An 18,904-nucleotide genomic window follows, 5' to 3' on the forward strand; every position below is an offset into this window, starting at 1 on the left:
CGTTTCAAGCGGTATCGCGCAATGCGCTCAGTTGGTCGAGAAAGCGCCGGCATTCGTCCGGCAGCGGCGCGTCGAACTGCAGCGCTTCGCCGGTCAGCGGATGCGCGAGCCGCAGCCGGTGCGCATGCAGGAACATCCGCTTCAGCGACGGCTGCGCGTTCGCGCGCGCAAGCGCCTTGTTCAGTGCGAAATCGCCGTACTTGGCGTCGCCGACGATCGGCAGGCCGAGATGCGCGAGGTGCACGCGAATCTGATGGGTCCGACCCGTTTTAAGTTCCGCCTCGACAAACGCGTACTCGGGCCAGCGCTCGACGAGGTTGAAAATGGTGTGCGATGGCAGCCCGTCGTCCTGCACGCGCACGCGCCGCTCCCCTTCCGGGGTCGAATACTTGAACAGCGGCACCTTGACCGCGCGGCGGCGGCCCCAGTCGGCCTGCCACTCGCCGTGCCCGCATGCGTAGTAGCGCTTGTCCATCTTGTTCTCGCGGATCTGCTCGTGCAGGCCGACCAGCGCGGTGCGCTTCTTCGCGAGCATCAGGATGCCGGACGTCTCGCGGTCGAGGCGGTGCACGAGCTCGAGGAATTTCGCGCGCGGGCGCGCCTGGCGCAACTGCTCGATCACGCCGAACGCGACGCCGCTGCCGCCGTGCACCGCGATGCCGGCCGGCTTGTTGATGACGAGCATCGCATCGTCCTCGAACAGCACCTCGAAATGCGCGGGCGGCACGCGTGGCGCGTCGGCGCGCGCGAGGTCGGCCGCGGCCACGCGCACCGGCGGCACCCGCACGACGTCGCCGAACGCAAGCCGGTACTGCGCGTCGATCCGGCCCTTGTTGACGCGGACTTCCCCGCTGCGCAGAATCCGGTAAATATGGCTTTTCGGCACGCCTTTACAGACGCGCAACAGGAAGTTGTCGATCCGCTGACCAGCGGCGTTTTCGTCGATCTCGATGATCGAGACCTGGCCACTTGTGACCGAATTCTGGGATATTTTGCCTAACTCATTCATACTGAATATAATTTTGCCCAGCCTGACGTAGCGGGCGGCCTGACCGGCCGGCCTGGACGGATTGGGTGAGGCGCAAGCGCAAACCGTCATTTTACTTGCGCCGGGGGTTCGCTGCTCGCCCCGAACCAAGAGAAGCAGCAAGTTGCACGCACGGCGCCGGCCGCCGGCAAGGATCGCGCCCACAGGCGGATTCGGTCGGCAAGGCGCCGCGGTAACGGAAAGTTGGTTGAAAAGAATTTAATTGGCAGACGGGCGGCGCGCATCGCGCCCGTACCGGCTGCCGGTTGCGAAAAACGGCGTTGCGCCCGATTTGGCCCCGCGAAGCGTGCGGGGACTGGCGACGTCAAACCAAGGAAGAACACCCCAGGCGGGAAAGTCGGGCTGGATTCGATACTCCCCGCTGCGGCCCAAGCCGCAGCATCTGCCGCCCGTTGGCGCGCGCGACTTACTGCGACGCGCCCCGCGGCAGTGCCCGGTCTCAGGCTTAGCGCGCTTATGCAGCGTGCGGTGTGTGGACGCTTGCTTTGAAGCCGTGTTCGCAGGTGCCCTCTGGCCGCCGGCCCCGTCGTTCGGGCCCAAGCGCCTCTTCAGGCAATTCTCCCCGCCATCGTTCCCGCTCCAGCGTGCTTGTGACAACACAACAAGGCGCGGCCTGCCGTCGTTCCCGTCCCTGCGGCTGACAACCGCGAGGCGTCGGCAGCAGAGCCGCCTGGAGTCGTTCATGAAACGCATGCTGTTCAATGCGACGCAGCAGGAGGAGCTGCGCGTCGCCATCGTCGATGGGCAAAAACTCATCGACATCGACATCGAAACCGCCGGACGCGAACAGCGCAAAGGCAATATCTACAAAGGCATCATTACCCGTATCGAGCCGTCGCTCGAAGCCTGCTTCGTCAACTACGGCGAAGACCGCCACGGCTTCCTGCCGTTCAAGGAAGTCGCGCGCCAGTACTTCAAGGAAGGCGTCGACATGCGCTCCGCGCGCATCCAGGACGCGCTGCGCGAAGGCCAGGAGCTGATCGTCCAGGTCGAGAAGGAAGAGCGCGGCAACAAGGGCGCGGCCCTCACGACGTTCATCTCGCTCGCCGGCCGCTACCTCGTGCTGATGCCGAACAACCCGCGCGGCGGCGGCGTGTCGCGCCGCATCGAGGGCGACGAGCGTCAGGAGCTGCGCGAAACGATGGCGCAGCTGCAGATTCCGGACGGCATGAGCATGATCGCCCGCACCGCGGGCATCGGCCGCAGCGCCGAAGAACTGCAGTGGGACCTGAACTACCTGCTGCAGCTGTGGCGCGCGATCGAAGCCGCGTCGCAGAGCGGCCGCTCCGGCGAGCCGATGCTGATCTACCTGGAATCGAGCCTCGTGATCCGCGCGATCCGGGACTATTTCCAGCCGGACATCGGCGAAATCCTGATCGACACGACCGAGATCCACGATCAGGCCCGTGCGTTCATGGACATCGTGATGCCGGACAACGTGTCGAAGGTGAAGCGCTACCACGACGACGTGCCCCTCTTTTCCCGCTTCCAGATCGAGCACCAGATCGAGACGGCGTACTCGCGCACGGTGCCGCTGCCGTCGGGCGGCGCGATCGTGATCGACCACACCGAGGCGCTCGTCGCGATCGACGTGAACTCGGCGCGCGCGACCAAGGGCGCGGACATCGAGGAAACGGCGACCCGCACGAACCTCGAAGCGGCCGACGAAGTCGCCCGCCAGCTGCGCCTGCGCGACCTCGGCGGCCTGATCGTGATCGATTTCATCGACATGGAGTCGGCGAAGAGCCAGCGCGAAGTCGAGCAGCGCCTGAAGGACGCGCTCAAGCATGACCGTGCCCGCGTGCAGATGGGGAAGATCTCCCGCTTCGGCCTGATGGAACTGTCGCGCCAGCGGCTGCGCCCGGCGCTGTCGGAAGGCAGCCACGTGACCTGCCCGCGCTGCAACGGCACGGGCCACATCCGCGACACCGAATCGTCCGCGCTGCAAGTGCTGCGGATCATTCAGGAAGAGGCGATGAAGGAAAACACCGCGGCGATCCACTGCCAGGTGCCGGTCGAGGTGACCGCCTTCCTGCTCAACGAAAAGCGTCAGGAAATCAACAAGATCGAGTCGCGCTTCAAGGTCGGTATCGTGCTGATCCCGAACAAGCACCTCGATACGCCGCACTACAAGCTCGAGCGCCTGCGTCACGACGACGCACGCCTCGACGATCCGCGCGCATCGTGGAAGATGGCCGAGGAAGCTGCCCGCGAGATGGAGTCGGAAACCGGCTACAGCAAGCGCGCCGCCGAAGTGAAGCCGAAGCAGGAAGCCGCGGTCAAGGGCATCACGCCCGAGCGCCCGGCTCCGAGCCCGGCACCGCAGCGCACCGCCGAACCCGCACCGGCACCGGCCCCGGCGCCGGCGGCTGCCGCCCCGGCAAGCAGCGGCTTCATCGGCTGGCTGAAGGGTCTGTTCGGCATGCAGCCGGCGGCACCCGCGCCAGCACCGGCCCCGGCACCCGTGCAGGAACAGGCTGCGGCCCGTCCGGCCCGCGAGCGTGGCGAAAAGACCGAGCAGCGCGGCGAACGCGGCGCCGACCGCAATCGCAACCGTCGTGGCGGCGCGCAGCAGCCGCAAGGCGGCCGCGATCAAGCCGCCGCCGGTCGTGGCCAGCCGCAGCGTGCGGAACGCGAAGGCAAGGAAGCCCGCGAACCGCGTGAAGGCCGTGAGGGGCGCGAAGGCCGTGAGGCCCGTGAAGGTCGCGAAGGTCGTGAGGCTCGTGAAGGTCGTGAGGCCCGTGAAGGCCGCGGCCAACGCGAGCCGCGCGAAGCCCGCGAGGGCCGCGAAGCTCGCGAGCCGCGCGAACAGCGCGAACCGCGTGAGCCGCGCGAGCGCGTCGAGCAGCCGGAGGCCGTCGAAGCGGCCGGCCGCGGCGAGCGCCAGGAACGCGGCGAACGTCGCGAGCGCGGTGAACGCCGCAAGCCGACCCAGCACGCAGCCACGCTCGAGACCGTGAACCGTGGTGAAAGCCATGCGGAACCGGTAGACGAACAGGCCGCCGCCGCGCTTCCGGGCGCCGACGTGATGGCTGACGCCGAAGCCGGCGCGCGTGACGGTGAGGAACGCCGCCGCCGCCGCCGCGGCCGCCGCGGCGGTCGTCGCGAGCGCGAGGAAGACGGCACGCTCGTCGCCCACGCAGAGGAAGGCGCCGAAGGCGAAGCCGTCGCCGAGCCGGCAGACGAGCCGGTGACGCACGCGGCACCGGTCGCACAAGCCGAGCCGGCGCACACGTCCGCACCGGCAGCCGTGGCTGCTGTCGCGGCAGCTGGCGCTGTCATCGCGGAAACCGCCGCAGCGCACGCCGATCCGGTCCAGCCGGCCGCCGCCGACGAACAACCGGCAGCGGCACGCGTCGACGAAGCCCCGGCGGTCGCCGTGGCAGCGCCCGCGGTTGCAGCCCAGCCGGTCGAGACGGTCGTTTCAGCACCGGTCGCCGAGGTCGAAGCCGGCCCGGCCCCGGTCGCCGTTTCGCCGACCGACGCGTTTGAGGTACCGCAAGCCGCCGCGCCTGTCGAAGCCCCGCAACCGGCTCCTGTCGTGGAAGCCTCGCCGGCCGTCGAAGCCGCGCCGGCACCGGCCGCCGAACCGACTCCGGTCGAACCGGCACCGGTCGCAGCCGCCGAAGCTGCACCGGCAGTCGTCGAGCAGGTGCAACCGGCCGCCACGGCGCCGGCTGCGGCCAGCCTCGAGTCGGTGCTCGCACAGGCCGGCCTCGTCTGGGTGAACACGGACGCCGACAAGTTCCGCGCCGCCCAGGACGCCGCCGCGCAGCTGCCGCGCCCGGTCCGCGCGCCGCGTGAACGCAAGGCGCTGCCGCCCGTCGACACGACGCCGATGCAGCAGGTGGAAACGACGCACCACTGATCGCGTCCGCCGCCACGAAAAAGCCCGCTTTGGAGCCCGCTCCGGCGGGCTTTTTCACGTCCGCGCTGCGGGTTTTCGCCCCGGGCCCGGGGCTGACGCTTGCAGCTAGAATAGAGGTCTGGCTCGCACTTCTTTCAACATGTCCCGACGCATCATCCCCCTCGCCGACGTCAGCGGCATGCCGGACATCTCCGGCGCCGCGCATACCCCTGACGGCCTGTTGCACGACACGCTCGCGCGGCCGCTGCGCGATCTGCGCATCTCGGTGACGGATCGCTGCAATTTCCGCTGCGTGTACTGCATGCCGCGCGCGGTCTTCGACAAGGACTATCCGTTCCTCCCGCACAGCGCGCTGCTGACGCTCGAGGAAATCGAGCGGGTCGCGCGGCTGTTCGTCGCACACGGCGTCGAGAAGATCCGGATCACCGGCGGCGAGCCGCTGCTGCGCAAGAACCTCGAATTCCTGATCGAGCGCCTCGCGCGCCTGACGACACACGCCGGCCGCCCGCTCGACCTCACGCTGACGACCAACGGCTCGCTGCTCGCTCGCAAGGCGCGCGCGCTGAAGGACGCCGGCCTCACACGCGTGACGGTCAGCCTCGACGCGCTCGACGATGCGCTGTTCAAGCGCATGAACGACGCCGATTTCGCGAGCGCCGACGTGCTCGACGGCATCTTCGCCGCGCAGGCCGTCGGCCTCGAGCCGATCAAGGTCAACATGGTCGTGAAGCGCGGCACGAACGACAGCGAGATCCTGCCGATGGCGGCGCGCTTCCGCGGCACGGGCGTCGTCCTGCGTTTCATCGAATACATGGACGTCGGCACGTCGAACGGCTGGAACATGACCGAAGTGCTGCCATCCGCCGACGTCGTCGCGCGCATCGCCGAACATTTCCCGCTCGTCCCGCTCGAGGCCCACACGGCGGCCGAGACCGCGCAGCGCTGGGGCTATGCGGACGGTAGCGGCGAGATCGGCGTGATTTCCAGCGTCACGCAGGCATTTTGCGGCGAGTGCACGCGGGCGCGGCTGTCGACCGAGGGCAAGCTGTACCTGTGCCTGTTCGCATCGACCGGCCACGACCTGCGCGCGCTGGTACGCGGCGGCGCGAGCGATGCCGAGATCGCGACCGCGATCGCGCGGATCTGGCAGGCCCGCACCGACCGCTATTCGCAGCTGCGCGGCAGCGCGACGCCCGATGCAGCCCCCGAAGGCGCCGGTAAGCGCGTCGAGATGTCGTACATCGGCGGCTAAGCCCGACGCGCAATGCCCGCTCCCACCTCCCCGTCGATTGCCGGCCTGCTGCTTGCGGGCGGTCGCGCGACGCGCATGGACGGCGCCGACAAGGGCCTGCAGGTGCTCGACGGCACGCCGCTCGCGCTCCACGTGCTGCGCCGGCTCGCGCCGCAGGTCGACGAGACGCTGATCAGCGCGAACCGCCACCTGGACCGCTATGTGGAACTCGGCGCGCCGTTCGGCGCACGGGTGGTGGCGGACGCGACACGCGACTTCCCCGGCCCGCTCGCGGGCCTGCTCGCCGGCATGCGCGCCGCACGCGCGCCGCTCGTCGTCTGCGCCCCCTGCGATTCGCCGTTCCTGCCCGACGATCTCGTCGCGCAGCTGCATGCAGCGCTCGTCGAGCAGCAAGCGGACATCGCGATGGCCGTCACCGTCGACTCGCAGCAGGAACGCTCGCCCCAGCCGACCTTCGCGCTGCTGCGCACCGCGCTCGCCGACGATCTCGCGGCACGGCTCGACGCCGGCGACCGCAAGGTCCGTGCGTGGTACGCACGCCACAAGACGGTCGAAGTCGAGTTTCATGACGAGCGTGCGTTTTACAATGCCAACTCCTGGCAGGAACTCGCCGCGCTCGCCCGTCGCTGACGGCACCGGCCCTGTTCCCGCGCGCCACCTGCCGCACGCGACCCCGCGCTGATGCGCCACCCTCGCCCTGCCGGCCACGAACCCCGGCCACAAACCCGATAAGCCTCGCGGCGCAGTCCGACTCATGACCACGCATTCCTCGCCTGCTTCCCGACCCGCCGCCGACGATCCTGCGCCGTTGTCGCTCGCCGACGCGCAAGCGCTCGCGTGCGGTTGCGCGGCACCGGTCGACACATGCGACACGGTGTCGCTGCGCGACGCGCTCGACCGCGTGCTTGCGGCCGACGTCGTTGCGCCGTTCGACATCCCCGCGTACGACAACTCGGCGATGGACGGTTACGCGTTCAATGGCGATGAATGCGCGCACGCGTCGCCCGACGGCGAAGTGACGCTCGCGATCGCAGGCGCGGCGTTTGCGGGCCGGCCGTTCGACGGCGCGGTGCCCGCACGCGCCTGCATCCGCATCATGACGGGCGCGCCGCTGCCTGCCGGGTGCGACACGGTGATTCCGCAGGAGCGCGTGACCGTGCAGGACGGCGCGATGCGTTTCGCCGCGCACGACATCTCGCGCGGCGCGAACTGCCGCAAGGCCGGCGAGGATCTCGCCGTTGGCGCGTGCGCGCTCGCGGCGGGCCGGATCCTGCGCCCGGCGGACCTCGGGCTGCTCGCGTCGTTCGGCATCGCCGACGTCACGGTGCGCCGCCGCCTGCGCGTTGCCGTGTTCTCGACCGGCGACGAACTGCGTATGCCTGGCGCGCCGCTCGACCGCGGCACGCTGTACGACAGCAATCGCGGCATGCTGGTCGCGATGCTCGAACGCCTGAATGTCGAACCGGTCGATCTCGGCATCGTCCGCGACGATCCGGCTGCGCTCGAAGCAGCGTTGCGCGACGCGGTCGCCGCGCAGGTCGATGCGGTGATCACGTCGGGCGGTGTATCGGTCGGCGAGGCCGATTTCACGCGCGACGTGATGGCGCGGCTCGGCGACGTCACGTTCGCGAGCCTCGCGCTCAGGCCCGGACGGCCGCTTGCCTGCGGCACGCTGGCGCCGCCGTCCGCTGGCAGCCGTGGCGCGCTGTTCTTCGGCCTGCCCGGCAATCCGGTCGCGTCCGCGGTGACGTTCCATGCGATCGTGCGTCCCGCACTGCTCGCGATGGCCGGCGCGCACACGCCGCCGCCCGCGCTGTATCGCGCGTTCAGCACGCAGCCGCTGAAAAAACGTCCCGGCCGCGCCGAATACCTGCGCGGGATCGCGACGCGCGCCGCCGACGGCAGCTGGCACGTCACGCCGGCCGGCTCGCAGAGTTCCGCGTCGCTGAGCGGGCTCGCCGCCGCCAACTGCTTCATCGTCCTGGGCCACGACACGGGTGCGGTCGACGCCGGTGCACCGGTCGACATTTTGCCGTTCGACGGCCAGATCTGAATTTCACTATTGGTAAATCTCTACGGGGGCAATCCGCACATGAAAAAACAAATTTCGTCGATCGCCGCGGGACAGACCGCCAAGGCGCTGATCCTCGTGTACCTGACGTTCAGCGTGCCGATCGTGCTGCTCGGCATCCTCGTCGCGTACATCCGCTACGGGATGGTCGAGCTGAGCACGATCCTGAGCGCGCTGCTGCTGAACGCGATCATCGGTTTCGTGCTGCTGTGGATCGCCTGCCACGCGTACAACTGGGTCGCATCGCGCTTCGGCGGCATCGAGATCGTGCTGTCCGACCCGCCGGAGGAAGCATGAGCGGCACGCCGCTGATCCGCGCGGCCGAAGCCCGCGACGTCGGCCCGATCCTCGCGCTGATGCGCGAACTGGCCGAATTCGAGAAGCTCACGCACCTGTTCGTCGCGACCGACGACGATCTCGCCGATGCGCTGTTCAGCCCGCGCCCGGCCGCAGAGGCGCTCGTCGCCGAACGCGACGGCGCGCTCGTCGGCTACGCGCTGTTCTTCCACAACTATTCGACGTTTCTCGGCCGCCGCGGCCTGTATCTCGAGGATCTCTACGTGCAGCCGGCGCAGCGCGGCACGGGCCTCGGCACCGCGATGCTCCGGCGGCTCGCGGCACTCGCCGTCGAGCGCCGCTGTGGACGCTTCGAATGGTCGGTGCTCGACTGGAACCAGCCGGCGATCGACTTCTACGAAAAGATGGGCGCGACCGTGCTGCCGGACTGGCGCATCGTACGCGTGACCGGCGACGCGCTGGACGCGCTCGCCAAGGCCATCCAGTAATCGCGGCAGCATGCACGCTGCCGGGAAACGAAAACGGGCGCGATCAGCGCCCGTTTTCATTGCAGCCCGCCCTGCACCGGGAATGCCGGTCAGGCTTCGTCGGCTTCGGCGCTGTCTGCGGCGTCTGCACCGTCCGCGCCCAGCAGACCGGCCGCCGTGTCGCCCGGCAGCGCCTCGACCTGCTTGAGTTTGCGGTTCATCACGCGCGTGCGTTGTTCGGCGGCCTCGATCGAACGCGTGACCGTCTCCAGTTGCGACTTCGTGCGCGCGAGCACGTCGCCGAACTTGCCGAATTCCGTCTTTACCGCCCCGAGCACCTGCCAGACCTCGCTCGAGCGCTTCTCGATCGCCAGCGTGCGGAAACCCATCTGCAGGCTGTTCAGCAGCGCGGTGAGCGTCGTCGGCCCCGCCACCGTCACGCGGTAGTCGCGCTGCAGCAGGTCGGTCAGGCCCGGGCGGCGCAGGATCTCCGCATATAGCCCCTCGGTCGGCAGGAACAGCAGCGCAAAATCGGTCGTATGCGGCGGCGCCACGTACTTCTCGGCGATCGTGCGCGCTTCCGCCCGCACGCGCGCCTCGAGCGCGCGCGCCGCCTCTTCGACCGCCACTGCGTCGGCACGCTCCTGCGCGTCGATCAGCCGCTCGTAATCCTCGCGCGGAAATTTCGCGTCGATCGGCAGCCAGACCGGCGGCGTGTCGCGCATGCCGGCTTCGCGTCCCGGCAGGCGGATCGCGAACTCGACGCGCTCGCTGCTCTTCGGCACCGTCGCAACGTTCTTCGCGTACTGGTCGGGCGTCAGCATCTGCTCGAGCAACGCCTCGAGCTGGACCTCACCCCAGGTGCCGCGCGTCTTCACGTTGGTCAGCACTTTCTTCAGATCGCCGACCCCCGCCGCGAGCGTCTGCATCTCGCCGAGCCCGCGATGCACCTGCTCGAGCCGGTCGGACACCAGCTTGAACGACTCGCCGAGCCGCTGCTCGAGCGTCGCATGCAGCTTCTCGTCGACGGTGCGCCGCATCTCCTCGAGCTTCGCCGCGTTGTTCGTCTCGATTTCCTTCAGGCGCTGCTCGAGCGTCGCGCGCACCTCGCCGATACGGCGATCGTTCGCCTCGGTGAGCTGCGTGAGCTGCCGGTTCAGCGTGTCGCCGAACATCCGCAGCGCCGCGCTCTGCTCTTCGCGCGCCTGCTGCGCCTGACGCTGCAGGCTTTCGCGCATCGCGTCGAACTGCTGCGCGTTGCCCGCGACGAGCTTCGCAAGCTGCTGCGCAAAACCGTCGATCTGGTTGTTCTGCACGGTCGCGACACTCGCGAGTTGCGCCGCGAGCGTCTGCTGCAACTGCGCGAAACTGCCCGCCATTTCGGTGCGCGAGCCGCGCGAACCCTCGACGATCTCGCCGCGCAGCTCGCGTTCGAGCCGCTCGAGCGCGCGCGCATGTTCGTGCGCGACGTCGTCGATCTGCTCGCCGAGCAGCGCCGTGTCGTCGTGGCGGCCACCGCCGCGCACGATCGCAACGATCGCCACCACCAGCGCGACGGCCAGCACGACGACCGCCGCCAGCAACAACGCCATCGTCATGCGCGCGCCTTCCCGATCACGTCGGGGTTGATCGGATTCGGCGGACGCCCCGCGCGCGGGCCCTCGCCGAGCGCGGCGATCAGGTTGTCGGCGGCGAGATCCGCCATCGCGCGGCGCGTCTTCTCGGTCGCGCTCGCGATATGCGGCGTCAACACGACGTTCGGCACTTCGAGCAGTGCCGGATGCACGCTCGGCTCGCCCTCGAACACGTCGAGGCCCGCCGCCGCAATCTTCCGGTCGCGCAACGCGGCGGCCAGCGCCGCATCGTCGACGATCCCGCCGCGCGCGATGTTGGTCAGCGTCGCGGTGGGCTTCATCAGCGCAAGCTCGGCCGCGCCGATCGTGTGGTGGTTTTCCTTCGTGTACGGCAGCACCAGCACGACGTGGTCGGCACGCGCCAGCAGCGCCTCCTTCGATACGTATTCGGCATTCAGCTCCGCCTCGATCTCCGCCGCGACGCGCGACCGGTTGTGATAGATCACCTGCATGCCGAAGCCCTTCGCGCGGCGCGCGAGCGCCTGCCCGATGCGGCCCATCCCGATGACGCCCAGCGTCGAACCGTAGATGTCGCTGCCGAGGAAGCCGTCATACGCCCACTTCTGCCAGTGGCCGGCACGCAGCCAGTGCTCGGATTCGGCGATGCGCCGCGCGGCCGCCATCATCAGCGCCCAGCCGAAATCGGCGGTGGATTCGTTCAGTACGTCGGGCGTGTTGGTGCCGAGCACGTTCGCCGCATTGAACGCGGCCATGTCGAAGTTGTTGTAGCCGACCGCCATATTCGACACGACGCGCAGGCGCGGCGCCGCCGCGAGTTCGGCCGCGCCGACCGGATCGCCCGCCGTCAGCGCGCCGTCCTTGTCGGCCAGGCGCGCGGCGAGCACGTCGGGCGCGAGCGCGTCACCATTGTTCCAGTCGACTTCGAAATACTGCTCGAGCCGTTCGATCACGTCCGGGAAGATCGGACGCGCGACCAGGATCTTCTGCATCGCCATCTCCGCATGTCGCCGGCAGCTCGTCGCGTACATCGCGCGACGAACTGCCCGCTCATTGTTGAAAACCGTCAGCTTACGCCGTGAAGAACAACCACGTCGCGAGCAGGAACACGGGTACCAGCACGACGAGCGCCCAGCCGAGATACGCGAAGAAGCTCGGCATCTTCACGCCGCGCGATTCGGCGATCGCCTTCACCATGAAGTTCGGCGCGTTGCCGATATAGCTGTTCGCGCCCATGAACACCGCGCCCGCGGAAATCGCGGCGAGCGTCGTCGCACCCGTCGTCATCAGCGACTGCGCGTCGCCGCCCGCGAGGTTGAAGAACACGAGATAGGTCGGCGCGTTGTCGAGGAACGACGACAACAGGCCCGTCGCCCAGAAGTACATCGCATCGATCGGCTTGCCGTCCGGGCCGGTGACGAGATGGACGATCTGCGCGAACGCACCGTCCGCGCCCGCGCGCAGGATCACGATCACCGGCGCGATCGTCACGAAGATCCCCGCGAACAGCTTCGCGACTTCCTCGATCGGCGCCCAGTTGAATGCGTTGCCTTCGCGCGCGGAACGCGGCGTCAGCGCGAGCGACGCGAGCGTCACACCGACGAGCGCGATGTCGCGCACGAGGTTCTGCAGCGCGACGTGCGTGCCCCACACGTCGAACATCACACCGGGCTTCCAGATCCCGCTCATCAGCACGAGGCCGACCACCGCCGCGAGCAGCGCGAAGTTGACCTTGCCGTCGATCGACAGCGCGTCGCTGCCTGGCGTCGGATCGACGGCAGCCGGCCGCTCTTCGCCGCCCTTTCGGTAGAAATACGTATCGAGCGCGAAGAACACCGTGAGCAGCACCGCGCAGATGAACAGCATCGGCGGCGCGAGATGCGTCGTCGTCCAGAAGAAGCTCACGCCGTTCAAAAAGCCGAGGAACAGCGGCGGATCGCCGAGCGGCGACAGCGAACCGCCCGCGTTCGCGACGAGGAAGATGAAGAAGATCACGACGTGCACGACGTGCTTGCGGTTATCGTTTGCCCGCAACAGCGGCCGGATCAGCAGCATCGCCGCGCCGGTCGTGCCCATCACGCTCGCGAGCAGCGTGCCGAGCGCGAGGAGCGCGGTGTTGAGCTTCGGCGTGCCGTGCAGGTTGCCGTTCACGCAGATGCCGCCCGCGACCGTGTAGAGCGCTGTGAGCAGCACGATGAACGGGATGTATTCGTCGAGCAGCGCGTGCACGAGCGTGCCGAACGCGGTGCCCGCGCCGAACACGGCGGCGAACGGCACCAGGAACGCGATGGCCCACGCGGCCGCGATCTTGCCGAAATGGTGATGCCAGAACACCGGCGCGAAGAGCGGGAACAGCGCGATGGACAGCAGGATCCCGGCGAACGGGATGCCCCAGAGCGCAGACAACGTGGCGCCGTCGAGCGTCGCGGCCGATGCGAGCGCGGGAGCCGCGCCAAGCGCAGCCCCCGACGCCATGCCCGCCCAGGCGGCATGTCGTTTCATGCAGAACTTCCTTTTGAATTGCGGTGGGTTTGACGGGCGCGTCACGCGCCCCGTACGACGATCACGTGGACGCGGTACGGGCCGTGCGCGCCCAGCACGATGGTTTGCTCGATGTCGCCCGTGCGCGACGGACCGGACACGAAGTTGACCGCGCGCGGCAATTCGCCGCGCTCCGCGCGAATCAGCGCGAATGCGTCTTCATGACCGGCGACGATCCGCGACGCAGGGACGATCGCGATATGCGTTTCCGGCAGCAGGCCGGCCGACGCATACGTATCGGGACCCGACAGCAGAACCAGCGAGCCGGTTTCCGCCGTCGCGCAAAAACAGCCGGTCAGGCCGACGAGATCGCCATCGGCCGGCTTGCGGCATTCGACGGCAAGGCCTGCGCCTGCCCAGTCGAGATCGGCGAGCGTGCGCCACGCGATGGCCTGCATCGGCAGGCCGTGCGCGGTCAGGTAGCGGGCGGCAGCGGCCGGCGCGGCGGCGAGCGAGTCGACTTCGTCGACGGTCGTCGCAAGCTTCGTCGCTTCTTCGATGAACGCCGCGACGAGGTCGGCCGGCATCGGCGGACGCGGGCCTTGCGGATGACGGGCGAGGTAGTCGTCGACACCTTCGCGCTCCGCCGCGTCCGGTTCGGGCCCGCGACCCTGCGCTGCGCGGATGCGTGCGAGGATCTGGCGACGGGCAGCGGAAGTGTCCATGAACGGTCCTCGTGACGTTGGCGTGCGATACCGTCGGATTATACCGGCCGCCCCACCCGCATCGCACCTTCGGCCGAACGGCCGACGCTCATTGCGACGCGTCGTCGTCGACCGGCTGCGCGATGCCGAACACCTGGCGCAGGTACGTGAGATACGCCTTGTCGTCGCACATGCTCTTGCCCGGCGAATCCGACAGCTTCGCGACCGGCTGGCCGTTGCAGCGGACCATCTTGATCACGATCTGCAGCGGCACGTAGCCGAGGTCGTTGGTCAGATTGGTGCCGACGCCGAACGCGAGCTTGCAGCGTCCGCGGAACCGTTCGTACAGCTGCATGACCTTCGGGATGTCGAGCGCGTCGGAGAAAACGAGCACCTTGGTGCGCGGGTCGCAGCGGTTCGCCTCGTAATGGCGGATCATCCGCTCGCCCCACTCGAACGGATCGCCCGAGTCGTGCCGTGCGCCGTCGAACAGCTTGCAGAAGTACATGTCGAAGTCGTTCAGGAACGCGTCCATGCCGTAGACGTCCGACAGCGCGATACCGAGGTCGCCGCGGTATTCCTTCGCCCACATCTCGAAGCCGTAGGTCTGCGAATCGCGCAGCCGTGGGCCGAGCGCCTGACATGCCTGCAGGTATTCGTGCGCCATCGTGCCGAGCGGCGTGAGGCCGTGCTTCATCGCGTAGTACACGTTGCTCGTGCCCGCGAACTGCGGGCCGAGCCCGTCGCGCAGCGTGTGCGCGACCTCCTCGTGCCAGACCTTCGAGAAACGCCGGCGCGTGCCGTAGTCGGCGATCTTGCAATCGGCGAACTCGGGCTTCGCGCCGAGTAGCTTGATCTTCTCGCACAGCCGCCCGCGCCCTTCGCGGTAGTCGGGCTCGCGCTGCGTGTTGCGGAAATAGACCTCGTTGACGATCGCGAGCACCGGGATCTCGAACAGGATCGTGTGCAGCCACGGCCCGCGGATCTCGATGTCGATCTCGCCGTTGCCCTTCGGCGACGGCGTGATCGAGATGTACTTCTCGTTCAGGTGGAACAGCGCGAGGAAATCGACGAAGTCGCTCTTGATGAAGCGCATCCGGCGCAGGTAGTCGAGTTCGTCGTCGGTGAAGCGCAGCGCGCACAGGCCGCGCACCTCGTCGCGAATCTCGTCGATGTACGGCACGAGATCGACGCCGGGCGTGCGGCACTTGAAACGGTATTCGACGTTTGCGGCCGGGAAGTGATGCAGGACGACCTGCATCATCGTGAACTTGTAGAGATCCGTGTCGAGCAGCGAAGTGATGATCATGATGACGGCACCGCCAATATCGGGACCGGCTCCGGCGCACCGCGCGCCGCCCGGCCTGTCGGCCATGTTACCCGAATGCGGGCCGGACCATCGCGAAACCGCACCGCCCTGCACGGCGCCCCAGCCAGGCGCCCCCCCATAAACTAATCACGAAACGGTATAAGCCGGAAAGCCGACCACGCCATGCGGGTTTTGTGCATCAGTTACAATGCCGCTTTTGGCGCATACGCCACCCCATATATACCGCCAAGCAGGAGCGTTTTAATGACTCACGTTGTGACCGAAGGCTGCATCAAGTGCAAATACACGGATTGCGTGGATGTGTGCCCGGTGGATTGCTTCCGTGAAGGTCCCAACTTCCTCGCGATCGATCCCGACGAGTGCATCGACTGCGCCGTGTGCGTGGCCGAGTGCCCGACCAACGCGATCTACGCGGAAGAAGACGTCCCGGGCGACCAGCAGCAGTTCACCGCGCTGAACGCCGAGCTGGCGAAGAACTGGCCGTCGATCACGAAGACGAAGCCGGCACCGGCCGACGCGGACGAGTGGAAGGACGTGCAGGACAAGCTGCATCTGCTCGAGCGCTGATCGCACGACGCCCGCCCGAAAAAATTTTTGAGCGGAATGCGTTAAAAGTGTTGACACACTAACCAACACTCCATACAATCTCGTTTCTCTGCTGTTTGTTCCCCGATAGCTCAGTCGGTAGAGCGCCGGACTGTTAATCCGTAGGTCCCTGGTTCGAGCCCAGGTCGGGGAGCCAAAAATGCAAAGGCCCGTTGAAAGTGGACGGGTTTTTTGTTGGTAGCGCAAACGCAGATGTACCGATTTATTCCCCGATAGCTCAGTCGGTAGAGCGCCGGACTGTTAATCCGTAGGTCCCTGGTTCGAGCCCAGGTCGGGGAGCCAAATAGCGAAAGGCCCGTCATTCGACGGGCCTTTTGTTTTTTCCGGCGCTGCAATGCCAACACCCATTCCATTGCCGATGCCGATGGCGCGTCCCGCGCGCATGCTAGAGTCTCTGTCCCGCAATCGCCTCAGCCTCAGCCGATGAAGACCCGCCTTTCCGCCGTCGTGCCCTCCGCCCTTCTCGTCGCAACGTTCGCCGCCGCGCCGCTCGCGCATGCGGAGGAAGTCGGCAGCGTCAACACCAATTTCCGCGTGACGGGCTCCGACCGCGTGGTCGTCGAGGCATACGACGATCCGCTCGTCCAGGGCGTGACCTGCTACGTGTCGCGCGCGCGCACCGGCGGGATCAAGGGCTCGCTCGGCCTCGCCGAGGACCCGAGCGAAGCGTCGATCGCGTGCCGGCAGGTCGGCCCGATCAGCTTCACGGGGCCGCTCAAGCAGCAGACCGATGTGTTCAGCGAGCGGATGTCATTCATCTTCAAGACGCTGCACGTCGTGCGGGTCGTCGACAAGAAGCGCAACACGCTCGTCTATCTGACCTACAGCGACCGGGTCGTCAGCGGCAGCCCGAAGAACAGCGTGACCGCGGTGCCCGTCCCGGCCGCCACGCCGATCCCCGTCAAGTAAGCGAGCCGGATTCGCGCAGGGCTACACTATCGGTTCGCCCGCTCCCGCGCCCGCCATGTCCGCCGCCCGCCTTCGAGATACCGTCCGCTACTGGCGCACTGCGCTGCTGCCCGACGCCGATCTCGTCACGGCCACCTATCGCGACCACACGTTCGCGCCCCACTGGCACGACGCGTACACGATCCCCGTCATCGAGGCGGGCGCCGAGCGCTACACGTATCGCGGCAGCGGCTACGTCGCCGAGACCGGCACCGTACCCGTGATCAACCCCGGCGAAGTGCACACCGGCTCGCGCGCGGCCGACGACGGCTGGCGCTACCGGGTCAGCTACGTGCCGGTCGATTTCATCCGGTCGCTCGCGAGCGCGATCGCCGGCCGCCCTCAGGACGCCCCCTGGTTTCCGCCGGACGTGATCCGCGACCTCGATCTCGCGGCACGGATCTCGCACGCCTACCGTCTGATGGAAGCGGGCAGCGAACACGCGGCCGCGTCGCACGGACACGGGCTGCAGTCGGCCGACCAGGCCGGCGCTGCCGCATCGCGCATCTACGATCCGCTCGCGGCCGAAACGGCAATGCTCGACGCGTTCTCGACGCTGATCGTGCGCCATGCCGACACGCATCCGCGCCCGGCGCTGCTCATCGCGGACGAACCGCGCGTCGAAGCGATGCGCGAGCAACTCGCCGCGGACCTGACGCGCGCGGTGACGCTGGACGAAGTCGCGCGCGCGGCGGGCCTGTCGCCATTCCACGCGGCACGCCTCTTCACCCGCACGACCGGCATGCCGCCGCACGCGTGGCGCAACCAGCTGCGCCTGCAGCGGGCGCTCGCGCCGCTGCGCGCGGGCGTGGCCGTCGCCGACGTCGCGGCGGACAGCGGCTTCGTCGACCAGAGCCATTTCACCCGACATTTCAAACGGATGTTCGGCGTGCCGCCCGGACGCTGGCAGACTCGCTGATGCGCTGATGCGCCGGCCCGGCAGCGCAAGAACGTACAAGCCGGCCGCGCGCCGGCCCACTATCCTCCAGAGCATGGAGGCGCTACGTTGAACGATTCCCCAACCTCATCCCCCCGCCGGCCGCTGAACGAGTGGCTCGACGGCGCGCGCGACACGATCCCGATGCTGGTCGGCGCGGCGCCGTTCGGCGTGATCTACGGCACGCTCGTCAGCGGCGGCCCGCTCGCCGGCTGGCACGGCGCGCTGATGTCGCTGACCGTGTTCGCGGGTTCCGCGCAATTTATCGCGCTCGGGCTCGTCGCGGGCGGCGCGAGCTTCGCGGTCGTGCTCGCGACGACGCTGATCGTCAACCTGCGCCACCTGCTGTACAGCGCGACGCTCGCGCCATACGTCGCGCATCTGCCGCTGCGGTGGCGCGCAACGCTCGGCGCACTGTTGACCGACGAGGTGTTCGCAGTCGCGTACGCACACTATCGGCACTTCCCGCCGGGCGCGATCGGCCCGCACTACTTCTTCGGCTGCGGGCTCGCAATGTACGTGAACTGGCAGATCTGGACGATCGCCGGCCTGTGGTTCGGCGCGGCGTTTCCGGGCCTCCAGTCGCTCGGCCTCGATTTCGCGATGGCAGCGACCTTCATCGCGATCGTGGTGCCGCAGCTCGGCACGTTGCGTTACTTCGCGGCGGCCGCGACGGCCGGCACGCTCGCGTATTACTGGCAGGGCTGGCCGTACAAGCTCGGCCTGCTCGGCGCGGTCGCGGCGGGGGTCGTCGTCGGCGTCGCACTCACGCTGCTGCAGGACCGTGCGCGCGCCGGCTCGCACACGGAGGCCGCATCGTGAGCTACGCGCTGCTGATCCTCGGCATGGCCGCCATTACGTACGCGATCCGCTCGACGCTGTTCCTGTTTGGCGAACGCCTGACGTTTCCGCCGCTCGTGCGTACTGCGCTCGGCTTCGTGCCCGTCACCGTGCTGACCGCGATCATCGTGCCGATGACCGTGTCGCCGCACGGCGGGACGGCCGAACTCACGTGGCGCAATCCGCAGCTCGTCGGCGCGCTCGCCGCGGTGCTTGTGTCGGCGACGACGCGCCGACCGCTCGTGACGATCGCCGCCGGGCTCGCGGTGTTCTTCTTCTGGCAGGGCGTGGTGCTACCGCACGGCTGGCTGCCGGGCTGAGCGGCGCGCCCGCCAGTAATCAGCCCGGCAATCCACCCGGTTAGCCATCCCCGATAGCACGTATCCGGGCGCCCCGCCCGGGAACCCGCCCATATCGACGGTTCGCGTCCCGCCGCCAGCATCGCGCGCGGGCACGGCCCGCT

17 protein-coding genes and 2 tRNA genes are annotated in these 18,904 nt (G+C 68.3%); 13 read left to right on the top strand and 6 right to left on the bottom strand.

The genetic code is table 11. The annotated features are described in order from the left end of the window. Window positions 1–4 precede the first annotated feature (4 nt). Window positions 5–1,009: an RluA family pseudouridine synthase gene (locus tag DID96_RS09325; RefSeq protein ID WP_124599067.1), complete on the bottom strand. Its 1,005-nt coding sequence runs from the start codon at window positions 1,007–1,009 to the stop codon at window positions 5–7. 721 nt (window positions 1,010–1,730) lie between these two features. Between DID96_RS09325 and DID96_RS09335 the strand changes: the two genes are divergently transcribed. From DID96_RS09335 to DID96_RS09360, 6 genes are all read left to right on the top strand, one after another. Continuing rightward, entirely contained in the window at window positions 1,731–4,916 is a 3,186-nt protein-coding gene (locus DID96_RS09335; protein ID WP_124599068.1) for an Rne/Rng family ribonuclease, read from the top strand. 139 nt (window positions 4,917–5,055) lie between these two features. Beyond that, window positions 5,056–6,168: a GTP 3',8-cyclase MoaA gene (gene moaA, locus DID96_RS09340; protein WP_124599069.1), complete on the top strand. Its 1,113-nt coding sequence runs from the start codon at window positions 5,056–5,058 to the stop codon at window positions 6,166–6,168. A gap of 12 nt (window positions 6,169–6,180) precedes the next feature. Then, window positions 6,181–6,798 carry a molybdenum cofactor guanylyltransferase MobA gene (gene mobA / locus DID96_RS09345; RefSeq protein WP_124599070.1) on the top strand — a complete coding sequence of 206 codons (618 nt, stop codon included), beginning with the start codon at window positions 6,181–6,183 and terminating at the stop codon, window positions 6,796–6,798. Between the two features lie 124 nt (window positions 6,799–6,922). Next, window positions 6,923–8,221, top strand: a complete 1,299-nt coding sequence (gene glp, locus DID96_RS09350; RefSeq protein WP_124599071.1) for a gephyrin-like molybdotransferase Glp — start codon at window positions 6,923–6,925, stop codon at window positions 8,219–8,221. Window positions 8,222–8,260: 39 nt separating this feature from the next. Next, window positions 8,261–8,536 carry a hypothetical protein gene (locus DID96_RS09355; RefSeq protein ID WP_124599072.1) on the top strand — a complete coding sequence of 92 codons (276 nt, stop codon included), beginning with the start codon at window positions 8,261–8,263 and terminating at the stop codon, window positions 8,534–8,536. Beyond that, window positions 8,533–9,024, top strand: coding sequence for a GNAT family N-acetyltransferase (locus DID96_RS09360; RefSeq protein WP_124599073.1), 492 nt, complete (start codon window positions 8,533–8,535; stop codon window positions 9,022–9,024). Before DID96_RS09355 ends, DID96_RS09360 begins: the two co-directional genes overlap by 4 nt. Window positions 9,025–9,113: 89 nt before the next feature. Here DID96_RS09360 and rmuC read toward each other — a convergent pair whose 3' ends face one another. The 5 genes from rmuC to pncB form a co-directional block, all read right to left on the bottom strand. Then, a complete protein-coding gene (rmuC, locus tag DID96_RS09365) occupies window positions 9,114–10,601 on the bottom strand; it encodes a DNA recombination protein RmuC (RefSeq protein WP_124599074.1) in 1,488 nt (495 codons plus the stop codon). Further along, window positions 10,598–11,587, bottom strand: coding sequence for a D-glycerate dehydrogenase (locus DID96_RS09370; RefSeq protein WP_124599075.1), 990 nt, complete (start codon window positions 11,585–11,587; stop codon window positions 10,598–10,600). Before DID96_RS09370 ends, rmuC begins: the two co-directional genes overlap by 4 nt. Window positions 11,588–11,666: 79 nt before the next feature. Further along, window positions 11,667–13,097, bottom strand: coding sequence for a sodium:proton antiporter (locus DID96_RS09375; protein ID WP_124599076.1), 1,431 nt, complete (start codon window positions 13,095–13,097; stop codon window positions 11,667–11,669). Between the two features lie 41 nt (window positions 13,098–13,138). Then, window positions 13,139–13,801 (bottom strand): lactate utilization protein C, encoded by a 663-nt coding sequence (locus DID96_RS09380; RefSeq protein WP_124599077.1) that lies wholly within the window; start codon window positions 13,799–13,801, stop codon window positions 13,139–13,141. A gap of 88 nt (window positions 13,802–13,889) precedes the next feature. Further along, a complete protein-coding gene (gene pncB, locus DID96_RS09385; protein WP_124599078.1) occupies window positions 13,890–15,089 on the bottom strand; it encodes a nicotinate phosphoribosyltransferase in 1,200 nt (399 codons plus the stop codon). A gap of 264 nt (window positions 15,090–15,353) precedes the next feature. Here pncB and fdxA point away from each other — a divergent pair, with 264 nt between their 5' ends. The 7 genes from fdxA (at window position 15,354) to DID96_RS09425 (ending at window position 18,761) form a co-directional block, all read left to right on the top strand. After that, the gene (fdxA, locus tag DID96_RS09395; RefSeq protein ID WP_009688972.1) at window positions 15,354–15,677 is read left to right on the top strand and encodes a ferredoxin FdxA; all 324 of its coding nucleotides are present in this window, start codon (window positions 15,354–15,356) and stop codon (window positions 15,675–15,677) included. A gap of 99 nt (window positions 15,678–15,776) precedes the next feature. Continuing rightward, window positions 15,777–15,852, top strand: a tRNA-Asn gene (locus DID96_RS09400). A 70-nt stretch (window positions 15,853–15,922) separates the two neighbouring features. Continuing rightward, window positions 15,923–15,998: transfer RNA gene (locus DID96_RS09405), tRNA-Asn, on the top strand. Between the two features lie 141 nt (window positions 15,999–16,139). Then, a complete protein-coding gene (locus DID96_RS09410) occupies window positions 16,140–16,625 on the top strand; it encodes a CreA family protein (protein WP_124599079.1) in 486 nt (161 codons plus the stop codon). A gap of 55 nt (window positions 16,626–16,680) precedes the next feature. Then, window positions 16,681–17,583 carry an AraC family transcriptional regulator gene (locus DID96_RS09415; RefSeq protein ID WP_124599080.1) on the top strand — a complete coding sequence of 301 codons (903 nt, stop codon included), beginning with the start codon at window positions 16,681–16,683 and terminating at the stop codon, window positions 17,581–17,583. 87 nt (window positions 17,584–17,670) lie between these two features. Further along, complete coding sequence (locus tag DID96_RS09420; RefSeq protein WP_124599081.1) at window positions 17,671–18,423, top strand: AzlC family ABC transporter permease; 753 nt, start codon at window positions 17,671–17,673, stop codon at window positions 18,421–18,423. Next, window positions 18,420–18,761: an AzlD domain-containing protein gene (locus tag DID96_RS09425; RefSeq protein WP_124599082.1), complete on the top strand. Its 342-nt coding sequence runs from the start codon at window positions 18,420–18,422 to the stop codon at window positions 18,759–18,761. The genes DID96_RS09420 and DID96_RS09425 overlap by 4 nt, the downstream gene beginning before the upstream one ends. The last annotated feature ends 143 nt before the right edge of the window (window positions 18,762–18,904 follow it).

Source organism: Burkholderia sp. Bp8963, assembly GCF_003854275.1.
GTDB lineage: Bacteria > Pseudomonadota > Gammaproteobacteria > Burkholderiales > Burkholderiaceae > Burkholderia.

Coding starts and splice junctions, on each gene's coding strand:
- DID96_RS09325 (WP_124599067.1), bottom strand. CDS start 1,009: ATGAATGAGTTAGGCAAAATATCCCAGAATTCGGTCACAAGTGGCCAG.
- DID96_RS09335 (WP_124599068.1), top strand. CDS start 1,731: ATGAAACGCATGCTGTTCAATGCGACGCAGCAGGAGGAGCTGCGCGTC.
- moaA (WP_124599069.1), top strand. CDS start 5,056: ATGTCCCGACGCATCATCCCCCTCGCCGACGTCAGCGGCATGCCGGAC.
- mobA (WP_124599070.1), top strand. CDS start 6,181: ATGCCCGCTCCCACCTCCCCGTCGATTGCCGGCCTGCTGCTTGCGGGC.
- glp (WP_124599071.1), top strand. CDS start 6,923: ATGACCACGCATTCCTCGCCTGCTTCCCGACCCGCCGCCGACGATCCT.
- DID96_RS09355 (WP_124599072.1), top strand. CDS start 8,261: ATGAAAAAACAAATTTCGTCGATCGCCGCGGGACAGACCGCCAAGGCG.
- DID96_RS09360 (WP_124599073.1), top strand. CDS start 8,533: ATGAGCGGCACGCCGCTGATCCGCGCGGCCGAAGCCCGCGACGTCGGC.
- rmuC (WP_124599074.1), bottom strand. CDS start 10,601: ATGACGATGGCGTTGTTGCTGGCGGCGGTCGTCGTGCTGGCCGTCGCG.
- DID96_RS09370 (WP_124599075.1), bottom strand. CDS start 11,587: ATGCAGAAGATCCTGGTCGCGCGTCCGATCTTCCCGGACGTGATCGAA.
- DID96_RS09375 (WP_124599076.1), bottom strand. CDS start 13,097: ATGAAACGACATGCCGCCTGGGCGGGCATGGCGTCGGGGGCTGCGCTT.
- DID96_RS09380 (WP_124599077.1), bottom strand. CDS start 13,801: ATGGACACTTCCGCTGCCCGTCGCCAGATCCTCGCACGCATCCGCGCA.
- pncB (WP_124599078.1), bottom strand. CDS start 15,089: ATGATCATCACTTCGCTGCTCGACACGGATCTCTACAAGTTCACGATG.
- fdxA (WP_009688972.1), top strand. CDS start 15,354: ATGACTCACGTTGTGACCGAAGGCTGCATCAAGTGCAAATACACGGAT.
- DID96_RS09410 (WP_124599079.1), top strand. CDS start 16,140: ATGAAGACCCGCCTTTCCGCCGTCGTGCCCTCCGCCCTTCTCGTCGCA.
- DID96_RS09415 (WP_124599080.1), top strand. CDS start 16,681: ATGTCCGCCGCCCGCCTTCGAGATACCGTCCGCTACTGGCGCACTGCG.